General features: G+C 62.0%; 14 protein-coding genes. 7 read left to right on the forward strand and 7 right to left on the reverse strand.

Going from position 1 to position 15,646, the window contains the following annotated elements; genetic code table 11:
* The first annotated feature begins 236 nt into the window (after positions 1 to 236).
* The 3 genes from A4A58_RS25480 to A4A58_RS25490 all read left to right on the forward strand — a co-directional run bounded on the left by A4A58_RS25480 (position 237) and on the right by A4A58_RS25490 (position 2,974).
* A complete protein-coding gene (locus tag A4A58_RS25480; protein ID WP_068737504.1) occupies positions 237 to 1,058 on the forward strand; it encodes a hypothetical protein in 822 nt (273 codons plus the stop codon).
* Positions 1,059 to 1,274: 216 nt separating this feature from the next.
* Positions 1,275 to 2,204, forward strand: a complete 930-nt coding sequence (locus tag A4A58_RS25485; protein WP_068737506.1) for a sulfite exporter TauE/SafE family protein — start codon at positions 1,275 to 1,277, stop codon at positions 2,202 to 2,204.
* Entirely contained in the window at positions 2,201 to 2,974 is a 774-nt protein-coding gene (locus A4A58_RS25490; protein ID WP_068737508.1) for a TIGR02186 family protein, read from the forward strand. Before A4A58_RS25485 ends, A4A58_RS25490 begins: the two co-directional genes overlap by 4 nt.
* Here the strand turns inward: A4A58_RS25490 and A4A58_RS25495 are convergent.
* From A4A58_RS25495 to A4A58_RS25505, 3 genes are all read right to left on the reverse strand, one after another.
* Complete coding sequence (locus A4A58_RS25495; RefSeq protein ID WP_068737510.1) at positions 2,971 to 4,275, reverse strand: NRAMP family divalent metal transporter; 1,305 nt, start codon at positions 4,273 to 4,275, stop codon at positions 2,971 to 2,973. The genes A4A58_RS25490 and A4A58_RS25495 overlap by 4 nt on opposite strands.
* 73 nt (positions 4,276 to 4,348) lie before the next feature.
* Positions 4,349 to 5,113, reverse strand: coding sequence for an MBL fold metallo-hydrolase (locus tag A4A58_RS25500; RefSeq protein WP_068737513.1), 765 nt, complete (start codon positions 5,111 to 5,113; stop codon positions 4,349 to 4,351).
* A gap of 3 nt (positions 5,114 to 5,116) precedes the next feature.
* Entirely contained in the window at positions 5,117 to 6,043 is a 927-nt protein-coding gene (locus A4A58_RS25505) for a DMT family transporter (RefSeq protein ID WP_068737514.1), read from the reverse strand.
* Positions 6,044 to 6,138: 95 nt separating this feature from the next.
* Here A4A58_RS25505 and A4A58_RS25510 point away from each other — a divergent pair, with 95 nt between their 5' ends.
* The 3 genes from A4A58_RS25510 to A4A58_RS31295 all read left to right on the forward strand — a co-directional run bounded on the left by A4A58_RS25510 (position 6,139) and on the right by A4A58_RS31295 (position 7,616).
* Positions 6,139 to 7,002: a LysR substrate-binding domain-containing protein gene (locus tag A4A58_RS25510; protein ID WP_068737516.1), complete on the forward strand. Its 864-nt coding sequence runs from the start codon at positions 6,139 to 6,141 to the stop codon at positions 7,000 to 7,002.
* 80 nt (positions 7,003 to 7,082) lie between these two features.
* Complete coding sequence (locus A4A58_RS31710; RefSeq protein ID WP_283804910.1) at positions 7,083 to 7,217, forward strand: hypothetical protein; 135 nt, start codon at positions 7,083 to 7,085, stop codon at positions 7,215 to 7,217.
* 51 nt (positions 7,218 to 7,268) lie between these two features.
* Positions 7,269 to 7,616 (forward strand): ureidoglycolate lyase, encoded by a 348-nt coding sequence (locus tag A4A58_RS31295; RefSeq protein WP_283804911.1) that lies wholly within the window; start codon positions 7,269 to 7,271, stop codon positions 7,614 to 7,616.
* Between the two features lie 30 nt (positions 7,617 to 7,646).
* Here the strand turns inward: A4A58_RS31295 and pdeM are convergent, their stop codons facing one another.
* From pdeM to A4A58_RS25535, 4 genes are all read right to left on the reverse strand, one after another.
* The gene (gene pdeM / locus A4A58_RS25520; protein ID WP_068737518.1) at positions 7,647 to 8,339 is read right to left on the reverse strand and encodes a ligase-associated DNA damage response endonuclease PdeM; all 693 of its coding nucleotides are present in this window, start codon (positions 8,337 to 8,339) and stop codon (positions 7,647 to 7,649) included.
* A 40-nt stretch (positions 8,340 to 8,379) separates the two neighbouring features.
* A complete protein-coding gene (locus A4A58_RS25525; protein WP_068737520.1) occupies positions 8,380 to 11,085 on the reverse strand; it encodes a ligase-associated DNA damage response DEXH box helicase in 2,706 nt (901 codons plus the stop codon).
* A gap of 186 nt (positions 11,086 to 11,271) precedes the next feature.
* Positions 11,272 to 12,489 (reverse strand): ABC transporter substrate-binding protein, encoded by a 1,218-nt coding sequence (locus A4A58_RS25530; RefSeq protein WP_081422065.1) that lies wholly within the window; start codon positions 12,487 to 12,489, stop codon positions 11,272 to 11,274.
* A 106-nt stretch (positions 12,490 to 12,595) separates the two neighbouring features.
* Entirely contained in the window at positions 12,596 to 13,816 is a 1,221-nt protein-coding gene (locus A4A58_RS25535; RefSeq protein WP_068737522.1) for an ABC transporter substrate-binding protein, read from the reverse strand.
* Between the two features lie 346 nt (positions 13,817 to 14,162).
* Here A4A58_RS25535 and A4A58_RS25540 point away from each other — a divergent pair, with 346 nt between their 5' ends.
* Entirely contained in the window at positions 14,163 to 15,536 is a 1,374-nt protein-coding gene (locus tag A4A58_RS25540) for an outer membrane protein (protein ID WP_068737524.1), read from the forward strand.
* Positions 15,537 to 15,646 lie beyond the last annotated feature (110 nt).

The following is a 15,646-nucleotide window of genomic DNA, read 5'->3' on the forward strand; positions in this document are numbered from 1 at the left end:
ATCTTCAACCACTGCGCCTCGTTCAATTCGTAGCGCTTCGTCGCCATCACATGCTCCGTCCAAATCACGGAACCCTATGAATCAGCGATTAGACCTCTTGGGAATCCTCAATGTCGATTGGCCCTAGGCCAGATTTCTGGACCGCCGGATCGAACCGGCGGTCTTATTTCCTCAACAAACCTTCAGCAGACTCGACACGGTGAAGTGCGCGCCGAGCCGGACTGAACCACGAGGAAATGGATTTGTCTTTTCGGAACGACGACACATCGGGGGACGCGGAACGCCCATCAGGGATCCCTACGGTCAACCCCTGGGCCGCACGTCCCGCCGAGCCGCCTGCCCCATCGCAGCCCCCGCCGCCCGAGGCACCGCGCAGCAAATGGTTCAACTGGCCCTCGGTCGCATTCGCGGTCGTGATATTCGGCGGCATCGGCACGCAGGCCTATCAGGAGCTCTCCAAACCGGAGGCCTGGGCCTATTGGAAAGACCTCTATATCTCGCCGAGCATGGCGTCTTCGGAGGTCGCAAGTCTTGATCCGGGCAATTCGGGCCGTGGCCGTCCGGCGCTGGCGATCACGGGTGAAATCGGCCCGGCCACTGCGAGCTGGTTTCGCGAAAAGCTCGATGAAGCCAAACTCGCGCCCGGCGATACCGTGCTGCTGTCGTCTCCGGGTGGAAATGTCGGCCAGGCCATCATCATGGGCGAGATCATCCGTGCGCGCGGGCTGACTACGGCGGTGGGCACGGTGGATTCGGCGGGCCGCATCAAACCGTCCTACTGCGCCAGCGCCTGCGTGATGACCTATGCCGGCGGCAAGGCCCGCATCGGCGTGGAAGGCTCGCGGCTGGGCGTTCACCGCTTCGTGTCGCCCAAGCCGGGGGCAGATCCTGTTGCGTCCGCGCAGCGCACCATGGGCTATGTGCTCAGCTACATGACCAAGATGGGCGTGGCCTCGTCGGTCGTGGAAGCCATGTCAGCCACCGAGAAAATCCGCTGGCTCGGCACCAGCGAGGCCGCCGCCATGAACCTCGTCACCGATCCGGCCAGGAAGTCGTGATACCCCCGGGCCTGCGCCTGGCCCAACAAAATTTACCACCTTGAAAGGTGCATCATCGGTAGAGGCGGAAAACCGCGCCTTTACCGAATTCTTTAATCCCATCAACGGACGATATCGTCTAAGACGAGGACGCGGCTCGCAATCCGCGCCGCCTCCAGAACCACGCCATGAGCGGTTTCGGCCCAACTCAGGGCCAGAATTCCGAAGCGAACGCGCGTGCAGCTGTATCTCCCGATCGCCGACATTCCGATCAATGTGTTGCTCATCCTGGCGATGGGCGCTGCAGTCGGCTTCGTCTCCGGCATGTTCGGGATCGGCGGCGGATTCCTGATGACACCGCTGCTGATTTTCGTCGGCATCGCACCTGCAGTCTCGGTCGCCTCGGTGGCAAGCCACATTGCAGCCTCGTCTTTCTCCGGTGCGTTGTCCTATTGGCGGCGCCGCGCCATCGATCCCGCGCTTGCGAGTGTGCTTCTGACCGGCGGTGTGGTCGGCACGGCGCTCGGGGTGTGGGCCTTCACGCAGCTGCGCAATCTCGGCCAGCTCGACCTCACCATCTCGCTGTCCTATGTGATCCTGCTCACCGCCGTCGGCAGCTTGATGTTCTGGGAGGGCCTGCGCGCGCTGCTGCGCATACGGCGCGGTGATCCCGTGAACTTGCGCCGGTCCGGCAGCCATAGCTGGGTTCACGGCCTGCCGCTCAAAATGCGGTTCAAGCGCTCCAAGATCTATCTCTCGGTGATCCCGGTGATCGCCGTCGGCCTCCTGATCGGCTTCATCGGCGCCGTGATGGGCATCGGCGGCAGCTTTATCCTGATCCCGATCCTGATCTACTGGCTGCGTATTCCAACTTCGACGGTCATCGGCACATCCATGGTGCTGACGCTGGTCACCATGATGATCGCGACATTGCTGCACGCCGTCACCAATCATCTGGTCGATGCGGTGCTGGCCCTCATCCTGATGGTCGGCGGCGTCACCGGCGCACAATTCGGCGCCCGCGCCGGGCAAAAGATTCGCGGCGAGCATTTGCGCCTGCTGCTGGGCCTGCTGATCCTGGCGGTCGGCGTCCGCTTCGCCGTGGAACTGGTCGTTCGCCCCGCAGATCTGTTCACGATCCGCGAGACCGGAGGCGTCGCTCCATGATACGCGCGCTCCCGATCATCGCCGCACTCGGCATCGGAATGCTCGCTCCGGCCCGCGCCGAACAACTGATTGTCTCGGTGTCGAACCATCGTGTGACCGTGACGCCGAATTATGCCGGCGAGGAACTGGTGCTGTTCGGCGCTGTCGAGAAAGACGACAAGACACCGCCCGGCCGCAACAACTACAATCTCGTCGTCACCGTCAACGGGCCGCGCACCGACCTCATGACCCGGCGCAAGGAACGTCGCTTCGGCATCTGGATCAACACGGATTCGCGCCAGTTTCTGCAGGTGCCGTCCTATCTCGCTGTGTTTTCCAACCGTCCTATGGACGCCATCGCGCCTGCCGACGTACAGCGCCGCCAGCAGCTCGGAATCAACAACGTCCTGCTGACTCAGCGCGTCGGCACCGACTATGCCGACGTTGTCGCCACTGACCCGTTCCGGAGCGCCTTTGTGCGACTGCGCAAGGAACACGGACTGTATCGTGAGGAGACCTCAGCGGTGACATTCCTGACACCGACGCTGTTCCGAACCAGTATTCCCCTGCCCGCCGAAGTCCCCATCGGAACCTACGATGTCGAGATCAAACTGTTCGCCGACGGTGCGCTGATCTCGAAAGCGGAGACGGCCTTCGACATCGTCAAGGTCGGCTTCGAGCAGTTCGTCGCCAATGCCGCGCGCAATCACGGTTTCATCTACGGGCTGCTCACCGCCGCGATGGCACTGATGTCCGGCTGGGCCGCGTCGATTGTGTTCAGGCGGGATTAAAGAAAGATTCCGGCGACCATCGCCACCACACTGATGGCCATTGCTGCAGTCGACAACCAACCGAGCCAGTGCAACGGCCCCTTGATCACAAAATCACCCATCACATCCTTGCGGCGTGACATCACCATCAGCAGCACCATCACCGGCACTGCCAGAACGCCGTTGATGACGGCGCTCCAGTACAGCGCCGAGATCGGGTTGATCGAGGTGAAATTCAGCGCGATCCCGATCACGGCGGACAGAGCCAGCACCGAGTAGAACGCCACAGCCTCGCGCGGTTTACGATCAAGACCGACCAGCCAACGCTGGCCCTCGCCCACGGCATAGGCAGTCGAGCCCGCAAGCACCGGAATCGCCAACAGACCCGTGCCGACAATGCCGAGCGCAAAGATCCACTCCGCGAATACTCCGGCGATCGGACGCAAGGCTTCAGCCGCCTGCGCCGAACTCTCGATATCCGTCTTGCCGGAGGCATTGAGCGTAGCCGCAGCCGTGATGATGATCGACACCGCGATCAGGTTCGAAAATGCCATGCCGACGATCGTGTCGGCGCGAATGCGCGAAAACTCCATCGCCGCACCAATCGGCCTCTCGAGCAACGGAGCCTTGGCGGGATCGATACGTTCGTCCTCCGCCTCCTGCGAGGCCTGCCAGAAGAACAGATATGGCGAAATCGTCGTCCCGAGAATGGCGACTATGGTGGTGAGATACGAGCCGCTCCAGGTGATTTGTGGCAGCAGGATGCCTGTGAGAGCCGCGCTCCAGTCGACCTTCACCACCGCAAGCGCGGCGACATAGGAGAACAGGCAGAGCGTCAGCCACTTCAGCACAGAAACATAGCGCTTGTAGTCGAAGAAGATTTGCGCGCCCACCGAGAGCACGCCGAACAGAACGACATAGACGATGCCGTGACCTCCAACGAGCAGCTTGGTGGCGTCGGCCATGGCGCCGAGATCGGCTGCGATGTTGACGGTGTTGGTGATGAAGAGCAGCGACACGATGAGATGAAGCAGCGATTCCGGATAATGCCGGCAGACATTGCCTGAAATGCCACGGCCTGTGACGCGGCCAACGCGTCCGGAAATTTCCTGAATCGCGACCATCAGCGGAAAGGTCAGCAGCATGGTCCAGCCGATGCCGTAACCAAGTTGTGCCCCGGCTTGGCTATAGGTGCCGATGCCGGAAGGATCGTCGTCGGAGGCGCCGGTGATCAGACCAGGGCCAAGCCGTTTCAGAAAGCCTTTCGGACCAGTAGCCTCTGCCTCCTGATCATCAGGCTTCTCGCTGGACTGGTCCGACATCTGATCCCTGCCATCTCACCGCTCGGCAACGTGCCGTCGCAGCTAACGTTCCGAGTCAGGAACTGGCAATGGGCTAGATGAAGGTCCGCACACCCGGCTCGAGGATACGCAGACGGGCACCGAAGCCGAGCGTATCGAAGGATGCGCGCAGGTCGCCGGCGGTCTGTTTGAAATGCGCCCATCCATCGGTGTGGACCGGCACAATCGTCGCATCGGGAAACGCGCGCGCCGTCTCGATCGTGTCGTTGGTGTCCATGGTGAGGTGGAATGGCCCGCGGGTTTGCGCCGCGCCGGCAAAGGGCAACACCACGCCGGCTGGAAAACGCCGCGCGACCTCGGCGACGCCATCGAACCAGACAGTGTCGCCTGTAATGTAGATCGGCCTGCTCCCCGGCGCATTCGAGCTCAGCACGAATCCGATGACATCGCCTGACAGCGGCTCGATTCCGGCCGGGCCATGACGCGCGGGCGTCGCGGTGATCGTCAGCGATCGACCATCCTTGCCTGTAAGCTCGGTGCTGTCCCATGGCGCGAGACCTTTGACATCCCCACCGAGGCGCCTGGCGCCCGCAATGGTTGTCAGCACGCGCGGCGCGTGGCGCAGGAAATCGCGCCCGGAATTATCAAGGTTGTCGGAGTGCTGATCGTGACTGAGCAGCACCGCGTCAACCGCGCCGACTTGCGCGGCGGAGATCGCGGGACCGACGAGTTTTTCCAGCGTGACATGCGGCAGCTTGTAAGCGCCCGGATGATCGAAAGTCGGATCGGTGAGCAGCCGGAAGCCGTCGAATTCAATCAGCGCGGTGGGTCCGCCAATCAGAGTGATGGTGAGAGACATGAGCTACTCCTGTCGCAGGGGTGCTGGTGAAGCGGCCGGTCTGGTGACGAGATAGATACCGAGGGCGACCGGGACGATCCCCAGGAGATCACGACTTTCGACATGCTCGCCGAGCACTATCCAGGCGAACAGCATGCCGAGGGGCGGCATCAGGAAGTGATAGGCGCTGGCAGCGGTGGCGCCGCAGGTCTTCAGGAGGTGGAACCACAGCAGATAACCGAGGATAGAACCGCCCAATGTCAGGAATGCAAACGAACCGATCAATCGCGCACTCGGCACGATCGCGCCAATATCGGAAAACGTGAGCGCCACCGGGATCAGCACCACGCCGGCCACCAGATTCTGCACGCCATTGCCGAGCCACAGGCTGCCCTTCGGAGCCAGCAGCTTGAACAGGATCGTCCCGGTCACGATGGACGCGAGCGATGCCAGCGTGAATACAATGCCGTGCGCGCTGTCGGTGCCCACCGATATGCGGTGCCAGACGATCGAGGCGACGCCGGCGATGCCAAGCAAGAGCCCGGCGACCTTGCGTCCGGTGAGCGGCTCCTTCAGCAACAGCGCTGCGAACACAGCCGTAAACACCGGGTTTGCGCTGACGACCAGACCGCCGAGACCGGCGGAGATGGTTTGCAGGCCGGTATAGCCGAGGCCGAGATACAGCGCGTTATTGGCCAGGCCGATGACGGCGTAAGCCGCGACATCGCGCCAGGACAGCGACCAGGCACCGCGGCGCAGGGCGGAAATGCCAAGGATCAGAACACCAGCGAGCGAGAACCGCGCGGCGAGCAAAATGAGTGGCGGGCAATCGGTGACAGCGATCTTCCCAGCGACAAAGGAGAAACTCCAAAGCAGACAGAAGATGCCGATATAGATCGGCAGCGGATTGAAGGCGGCACGGGGAACCGCGACTGACGGCGCGAGGGACATCGGAAATCTCCTTTTCCGCTGGTCTATGCGCCCGCCTTCCCATTTGGAAATTAAATGATATACTTGTTATCAGTTGAAAAACGAATGGACGGCCGATGCTGGATCTCGAACTCCTGCGCAGCTTCGTCTCGGTGGTCGATGCTCGCGGCTTTACCCGCGCCGGCGAGCGCGTTCACCGCACCCAATCCACCGTCAGCCAGCAGATCAAGCGGCTGGAAGAGGATATCGGCCAGCCGCTGCTGAACCGCAGCGGCAAGGACGTGACGCCGACCGAAGCCGGCGAGCGGCTGTTGTCCTATGCGCGCCGGCTGCTGGCGCTGGCAGAGGAAGCCCGCGACGTACTGGCGCGGCCGACCAATGAAGGCGCTGTCAGGCTCGGCATCCCCGAGGATTTCGCGGCCTATCGTCTGACCGAATTACTGGCGAATTTTTCGCGGTCGCGGCCCGGCTTGCGGCTCGACGTGCGCGCCGACCAGAGCACGTATTTGCGCCGCGATCTCGAACGCGGCGAACTCGACCTGGCACTGTTCAAGCGCGCCGCTGGCGAGAAAGGTGGCATCGCAGTGTGGCCCGAGCGGATCCATTGGGTCACGAGCAAGGCGCATCCGATCGACCCCGCCATCCGGTCGGTCCCGTTGATTGGCTTTCCCGCCGGCTGCCTTTACCGGACCCGCGCGATCCATGCCATCGAGGCGGCAGGCCGCAGTTGGCACATGGCCTATACGAGCTCCGGCCTCGCCGGGATCCAGGCCGCGGTCGCCGCCGGACTTGGCCTCAGTATCCTGTCCGACATGGCTATCCAGGCCGACCATCGCATCTTGACGGCGAAAGAAGGCTTCGCGCCGATCGACCAGACTGAAGTGACGCTGATGGCCGCCCCCGATGCGAGCCCGGCAACGCTGCGGCTTGCCGACCACCTCGCCGAGTTCTGCGATACGGTGCAGGCGAAGGCGGCGTAAGGCCGCTCTTTCTTTTAAATACTCGTCGGTTTGCAAGGCCATGGAAGCCATGCTTCAGACACGAGCCTAAGGAGCCCTCCATGCCGGCATCCAACGCTGTTACTGTCGAGGCTCTGAGTCCCACTTCGTTCGAGCCCTTCGGATGGGTGCTCGGCAAAACCGATCCGCTCAAAAAAGACGCGGTCGGTTTTCGAAGCCCGGCGAGCGATTTCTAGCACGAACACTTCTTTGATCCCGGCACGGGAGGCGACACCGAGGTCTTGTGGGTGGAATACCGTGACAACAATCCGCTTGTCTCAAAGCTCGAGGTCCATCACATGACCCAGCAGGCCGTCGTGCCTCTCACGAAAGAGATCGTTCAGGTCCTTTGCTTGAGTGACGTAAACCAGCGGCCGGATTTGTCGACCCTCCGAGCGTATCGCTTGTCTCCCGGCGTCGGAATCTGCATGCGCGCCGGCGTTTGGCACGCAACACGCGCCGACGATGCGACGTGCCTGATGCTGACCCGTCGCTCGACGACGGAGGATCTCATTGACCATCTCGTCAATGATCGCCCGGCGAAGGAGTCCACCATCTCGGAGATCACACCCGTTCACCTCGACACAGACGGCTAGGCGACTGCATCGACACGCATCGCGTGTTCGCTAACAGCAGCGCGATGCGGCGATGGCGTGCATGCGCCGGTCGCCGAGCACGTGAGCGACGAAGCCGAGAGTCTGGAAGATTCGCGCAAATGCCGCATCGCGGATGTTGAGCCCGCCGGTATAGGCGCCGAAGGCCGGCATCACCGCGCGGGTGCCGTCGCTCGCAAAGCAACGCCGTTCGACCGCGCGACCGCGCGTGCTGACGCGCGCCTTTGGATGCAGGTGACCGGCAATCTCTCCGGCAGCACCAGTCGGCTCATGACGGAAGGTGATCGGGCCGATGGCGACTTCTTCAGCGACGGTGCCGCCGAGATCCGGCGGCAATGCAGGATCGTGATTGCCTGAGATCCAGATCCAGTCACGGCGCATCTGCAATGCGGTCAGCAGGTCGCGATTGGCCCGTGACAACCTCTCATGGGCATCGCGATCGTGGAAACTGTCGCCGAGCGCGATCACCGTGCGCGGATCGTGACGCGCGATCACCGCACCAAGGCGGCCGAGTGTCGCGATCGTATCGTAGGGCGGGAGCAGCACGCCGCGATTGGCATAGCTGGATCCCTTTTCGAGATGCAGATCGGACACCACGAGAAGTTTCTGCTCTTCCCAATACAAAGCACCCGACAGATCCGCAGCCAGCGTGACGCCGGCGATGCTGACGGTGCTCATGTCGATTGTATGGGTCTCAACGCGCATGATGTCTTTTAGAACGGATGCGAGATTCGCAAAACCCGTCCTACGATCCCGTCTCTTCGAATCCCGCGGCTTCCCTCACGAGTTCCTCGGCAGCTTCCGCCAGGAGCTCGTCCGAAGCTTCGCCGTATACGGCTTCACGGCCGATTTCCAGCATCACCGGCACCGCAAGCGGCGACACGCGGTCGAGTTCCCGGTGAACGATACGGCCCTGGATGCGCGTCAGCATGTCGCTCAATCGCCGAATGTCCAGCAATCCCGTCGCGGCGTCGGCCCGCGCGGCGCGCAACAGCACATGATCGGGCTGATGCTTGCGCAGCACGTCGTAGATCAGGTCCGTGGAGAACAGCACCTGACGGCGCGACTTCTCCTCGCCGGTGAAGCGCGTATGGATCAGCCCCGAGATCACCGCGCAGGTGCGGAACGTCCGCTTCATCAACGCCGATTCCGCGAGCCAGGCTTCGAGATCGTCGCCGAGCATATCGGGATCGAACAGAGCGGCGAGATCGAGCCTTCCTTGGCGGATCATATGCGACGTGTCGCCAAGGCCCCATATCGCCAGCGCATATTCATTGGCGACGAAGCCGAGCGGCCGTGCGCGGGCGCGTTCAAGACGGCGCGTCAGCAGCATGCCCAATGTCTGATGCGCGAGGCGGCCCTCGAACGGATAGCAGACGAGGTAATGTTTGTCGGCGCGCGGAAACGTCTCGACCATCAATTCGCGCGTGCCGGGCACATGCGAGACATGGGCCTGCAGCGACAACCATTCGCGCACCTGGTCGGGCAGGCCTTTCCAGGCGCGTTTATCATCCAGCAGCTTGCGCACGCGTTCGGCGAGATAGGTCGAGAGCGGAAACTTGCCGCCCATATAGGACGGCACTTTCGCGTCCTTGTCATTAGCGCGCGACACATAGACCTGATCCTCGACCAGGGATTCATAGCGCACGACTTCCCCGCCAAAGACAAAGGTATCGCCGACGACCAGGCCTTCGATGAAATACTCCTCGATCTGGCCGAGCATGCGTCCCCCACGCGCCAACGCACCAGTGACACCCTTTTTGCCTTTTCCGCTGCCTCCGCGCACCAGCCGCACCTTCAGCATCGTATCCTCGACGATGGTGCCGACATTCATGCGATACATCTGGCGCACCTTGGGATTGGTGACGCGCCATCTCCCGGAGGCGTCCTGCTTGATGCGGGCGAAGCGCTCGTAGATTTTCAGCGCATAGCCGCCGGACGCCACGAACTCCACGGTATCGTCGAAATCGATACGCGACAGTTCGGCATAAGGCGCCGCCGAGCGCACTTCGTCATAGAGATCGTCCGCGCGAAACGGTGCCCCGCAGCCACAGCCGAGCACGTGCTGCGCCAGTACATCGAGCGAGCCAGTCCGCAGCGGCGGCGTGTCCTGTGCATTCTCGGCAACAGCATCGATGGCGACGCGACATTCCAGCACCTCAAAACGATTGGCCGGCACCAGCACGGCGCGCGAAGCTTCATCGATGCGGTGATTGGCGCGGCCGATCCGCTGCATCAGCCGCGAGGCGCCCTTCGGCGCGCCGACATTGACGACGAGATCGACATCGCCCCAATCGACGCCGAGATCGAGCGACGAGGTACAGACCACACCTCGTAGTTTGCCGACCGACATCGCGTCCTCGACCTTGCGGCGTTGCGCGACGTCGAGGGAGCCGTGATGCAGCGCTATAGCAAGACCGTCGTCATTCATGCGCCAGAGATCCTGGAACAGCATCTCGGCCTGGCTGCGGGTGTTGACGAAGACCAGCGTCGTCTTGTTGGCCTTGATGAGATCGTAGATCTCGCCGAGCGCGTGGCGCGCCGAATGCCCGGCCCAGGGCAGACGTTCCTTGGTGTCGAGCATCTCGACCACCGGCTCGGCGGCCCCACCGGCGATGACGATATCGGCAGAGACGCTTTCACCAACGGCCTGCGGCACCAGAAAGCGTGCCAGCGATTCAGGCTCGGCGACCGTCGCCGACAGGCCGATGGCCCGCATGTCGGGCGCAAGTTTCCACAGCCGCGCAAGGCCGAGCGACAGCAGATCACCACGCTTCGACGTCACCAGCGCATGCAACTCGTCGAGCACGATGCGCTTGAGTGACGAGAACAGAAACGGCGCGTCGTCGGACGACAACAGCAAGGCCAGCTGTTCCGGCGTGGTTAGCAGAATATCCGGCGGATAGCGCCGCTGCCGCGCCCGGCGCGACACCGGCGTGTCGCCGGTGCGGGTCTCGACCTTGATCGGCAGCTGCATCTCCGCGATCGGTGTTTCCAGATTACGCGCGATGTCGACGGCGAGGGCTTTGAGTGGAGAAATGTAGAGCGTGTGCAGGCCACCGGTGCGCTGAACGGTGCGGCCGGTGGAAACGAGTGTAATCGCGCGCTGTGCCTTCTGCTCCCCTCCCCCTTGCGGGGAGGGGTCGGGGGTGGGGGTGCCACGAACTCCGACCTCGCTTGTGGACCCCCCTCCCCGGCCCTCCCCCGCAAGGGGGGAGGGAGCAGACCGCGCGTCGCTCATGCTTCTGCTCAATTCCACCAGCGTCGGAAGAAACCCAGCCAGTGTCTTGCCCGCGCCGGTCGGTGCGATCAGCAGCGCCGAGCGATCGTCGCGCGCCTTTTCGAGCAGCGCCAGCTGATGCGCACGCGGCGACCAGCCGCGCGTGGCGAACCAGCGCAGGAAATGATCGGGCAACAGGTCGGGTTTGGCGACGGATTTACGGGGCGGCACGCATTAGAACTAGGCACTCTCAGCCGTCATTGCGAGGGCAAGGAAAGTTGCCGTGCAACTTTCCCCTAAGCCCTTGCGACGAAGCAATCCAGAAAACAGCAAGGGAAGACTGGATTGCTTCGCCCGAACGAAATTGGCTGCGCCAATTTCGCCGGGACTCGCAATGACGTGGAGAGACCTGTGGTCTTATTGCGTCACCGACTTGTCGGAGATGATCCAGTCCTTGCCGTCGAACCTCTGGGTATAGAGCGTCGCCATCGGAACATAGGCGTCATTGGTATAGCTGTAACTCACCCCCGGCAGCATTTGCGGAGCGCGGAAGCCGTTCAGGCCGATGGCCTGTTTCAGCACGTTCTCATGGGTGAGCTCGTCGCCGCAGCGGCGCAGGATTTCGGCCATGGACACGGCCTGGCCGTAACCGAAGAAGGCGATCGAATTATCGGCAGACACCGTGGGCAGATATTTCGCGCGTAGCGCTTCGAACGCGACGATATCCGGATCCTTGGCGTAAAGCGGCGAGCCGATATCCTTGCCATAAGCAATCGAGACGATGCCCTTGGCATTTTCCAATCCAGCCGCTTCCAGGATCGATCGGCCGGTGGAGCCCGCCGACAACAACTGCAGCGGTTTCCAGCCGAGTTCGACCACCTTGCGAATCGACTGCGACGTCGCCTTGCCGGTGGTGATGTTATAGAAAACATCGGCACCGGATTTGGCGAGATTGATCAGCTGCGAGTCGATCGTGGGATCGGTGAGATCATAGGTCACCTCGGCGATCACCTTCGCGGTGCCGCCGGCTTTCGCGAGTTCATCCTTGAACGGCCCCAGGAAATCCCGGCCGAAATCATCGTTCTGATAGAGGATGCCGACTTTCGCATTCGGATTCATGCTGACGACGTACTTGGCGAGAATACGCGCCTCGGTCGGATAGAGCGGCAGGCCGGCCATGGTCCATTTGTTGTTCTTCGGATCGTTCCACTTCGACGCGCCGGTGTTGAGCAGCAGCTGCGGCACGCCCTTGGAATTGAGATATTTGTGCACGGCGGTCTGCGGCGCTGTGCCGAGCGAGCCATAGAGTGCGAGCACTTCATCTTGCTCGACGAGGCGACGCGTCGCCTCGACAGCCTTCGGTGCGCTGTAGGAGTCGTCCATCGTGAGGAACTTGATCTTGCGGCCGTTGATGCCGCCCTTCTCGTTCAAGCTCTGGAAATAGGCTTCGCCGACGCGGCCGAGCACGCCATACAGCGAGCCGGGTCCGCTATGCGGAATGGTTTGTCCAATCTTGATTTCAGTGTCGCTGGCGCCCGGATCATATTTCTTGTCGGCGGCGACAGCGGCCGTCACAGTCAGTGGCAACACGACGACGGCGACCCGCGCCGCAGACGCAAATAGTCCCTTGTTCATAGCGTTTTCTCCCTGATGATTTTTGATCCGGCTCTTTGCGAGTCCGATTGGTCGTCTCCATCCCCGGCCTATCACCGGGGATGGTCGTTACTTCTAGAATACGCGCTTACTGGCTGACGGGTTTGTCCGACAAATCCCAATCGGTGCCGTTGAAGGTGCCGACATAGAGCGCCTTGATGGTGGTGTAGTCGGTCGGCGTGAAGCCATAGGTGATCCCCGGCAGGAACACCGGCGCGCGATAGCCTTCCAGATTGGTGGCGTGCTTGAGCACGTTCTCGCGGGTGAGATCGTCGCCGCAGCGGCGCAGGATCTCCGCCATGGTTACGCCCTGCGAATAGCCCTGGAATGCGATGGTGTTGTCGGGGTCGACATTCGGCAGATACTTCTTGCGCAGCTCCTGGAAGGCGATCACGTCCGGATCGTCCTTCCACTTCTCACTGCCGACTTCCTTGGTGTAGGTCATCGCCACGATGCCCTTGGCATTCTCGGCGCCGGCGGCGTTGATGATCGAGCGGCCGCTCGAGGTCGACACCAGGAGGTGCAGCGGCTTCCAGCCGAGCTCCGCGACCTTACGGATCGATTGCGACGTCGCCTTGCCGGTGGAGATATTGAAGAACGTATCCGCACCGGATTTGGCGAGATTGATCAGCTGGGAATCGATGGTCGGATCGGTGAGGTCATAGGACGCCTCGGCGATCACCTTCGCGGAGCCGCCCGCTTCGGCCAGAATCTCCTTGAACGAATTCATGAAGTCCTTTCCGAACTCGTCGTTCTGGTAAAGGATCGCGACCTTGGCATTCGGCCTGGCCTGCATCAGGTAGCGCGCGATGATCCGCCCCTCGGTCGAATAGATCGGCAGGCCCGGCGTGGTCCACTTGAACTCTTTCGGGTTGTTCCAGCGCGATGCGCCGGTGTTCAGCAGGAGCTGCGGGATCTTCTTGCTGTTGAGAAACTTCTGCACCGCCGATTGCGGCGCGGTGCCCAGCGAGCCGAACAGCGCCAGCACCTCGTCCTGTTCCGCCAGCCGGCGGGTGGCCTCAACGGCCTTCGGTGCACTGTAGGCATCGTCCAGCGACATGAAATTGATCTTGCGGCCGTTGATGCCGCCCTTTTCGTTCAGCATCTGGAAATAGGCGGCCTGGGTGCGACCAATCACGCCGTACAGGGAACCGGCGCCGCTATAGGGGATGGTCTGGCCGAGCTTGATCTCGGTATCGCTGGCGCCCGGATCGTATTTCTTGTCCGCCGCAAAGGCCGAATGGGCCAGTATGGAGACAACTGCAGCGAGTGTTGCGGTCCTGAAGACGGACCTGTGGCGCGAAGGCATCTAGTGTTTTCTCCCTGAGACCCGCTTGTGCGGGCGTGTTTTTGTGACCCGCCGCAGCGTTGATCGCGGCTTTGCGGGCTTGCCCTCATCCTCTGCGGGCGCGGCAGGGTTGGCAATCCCTCGCAGGTTGCGTCATGTTTTCCGTGGGTTGGGATATCGACAGGGCCTCGGCGCACCCAAACGTGACGAAATACGCACTGCGCCACGGGTATCTAAACGCTTATTTAACCGGCTTTTTCTGACCGGAGCCCTGCGGTTGCAATGTCGGACAGTGTGGCCGTCCGGATACAGCCAATATGACCCGACTCCCCTATTCTAACGGTTCAAATCTGAATTGGGGTCGACCATGAAACGTATTCTTCTTGCCAGCGCCGCGATCATCGGCACCGCCGTCAGCGCGCAGGCCGCCGACATGGCCGTCAAGGCCCCTTATTACAAGGCACCGCTCGTCTCGGTCTACAACTGGACCGGCTTCTACATCGGCGTGAACGCCGGTGTCGGCATCGGCCGCGACCGCACCACCCACAACCTCAACAACGACTCGCTGTACATCTCGCCGCAGGGCGGCTTCGGCGGCGGCCAGATCGGCTACAACTGGCAGGGCGACTCGCTGCTCGGCCCGATCGTTTACGGCCTCGAAGCCGACATCCAGGGCGCAGGCCTCTCGGGCGGTGGTGCCAGCGTGTCCCCGGGCGTGACTTACGGTCAGAAGTCGGATTGGTTCGGCACCGTGCGCGGTCGCGTCGGCCTCGCGACCGGTCCGGTTCTCAGCTACTTCACCGGCGGTTTTGCTTACGGCAACATCAAGAGCACGATCACCGAAGGCGGCGTGACGGCGTTCTCGGAGAACCGCACTGCAACGGGCTGGACCATCGGCAGCGGCGTCGAAGCAGCGCTCGGCGGCAACTGGACCGGCAAGATCGAATATCTCTATCTGAACCTCGGCAACAAGACGAACGCCTTCGGTGCGCCGTTCGCTGGCCAGTTCACCAACAACGAACTGCGTGAAAACCTCTTCCGTGTCGGTCTGAACTACCGCATCGGCGGCAATAGCGTTTACACCCCGGTGGCCGCGGCCAACTGGACCGGCTGGTATCTCGGCGGCAACGTCGGTTCCGGTACCGGCCGCAACTCGACCACCCTCGGCGCACCGGGCTTCATTCCGGAACAGTTCAGCCTGAACCCGGATGGCATCAATGGTGGTGGTCAGATCGGCTACAATTGGCAGGCTGCCAACTGGGTGTACGGTCTCGAGACCGATATCCAGGCGTCCAGCCAGCGCGACAACAAGACTGTGGTTGTTCTCGGCACCGCCGCTTACGATCAGAAGCTGCCCTGGTTCGGCACAGTTCGCGGCCGTCTCGGCTACTCGGTTGGTTCGAGCCTGTTCTACGTCACTGGTGGTTATGCTTATGGCGGCGTGAAGACCAAGATCAGCTCTGCTGGTGTCGAGCTCGCCAACTTCTCGACCACCAAGAGCGGCTGGACTGCAGGTGCCGGCATCGAGACCCCCTTCAAGCTGCTCGGCCTCTTCGGACCGAACTGGACCTCGAAGACCGAATATCTCTACGTGGATCTCGGCTCAACGTCAGGTTCGTTCCCTGTCGTCCTCGCTGGCGCTGGCGCTACTACACTCACCTCCAGCAGCAAGGTCACCGAACACATCTTCCGCACCGGCCTGAACTATCACTTCAACAGCCCGGTCGTTGCCAAGTACTGATCACGGCGACATCCGCTAAAATCGAAAACCCCGGCCTCGCGGCCGGGGTTTTTGTTTGTGTCTTCGAACAATGCTGTTTCGGGAAAATTAACCACAAGGGAGGCAATATC

Source organism: Tardiphaga robiniae (assembly GCF_001618955.1).
Lineage (GTDB): Bacteria > Pseudomonadota > Alphaproteobacteria > Rhizobiales > Xanthobacteraceae > Tardiphaga > Tardiphaga robiniae_A.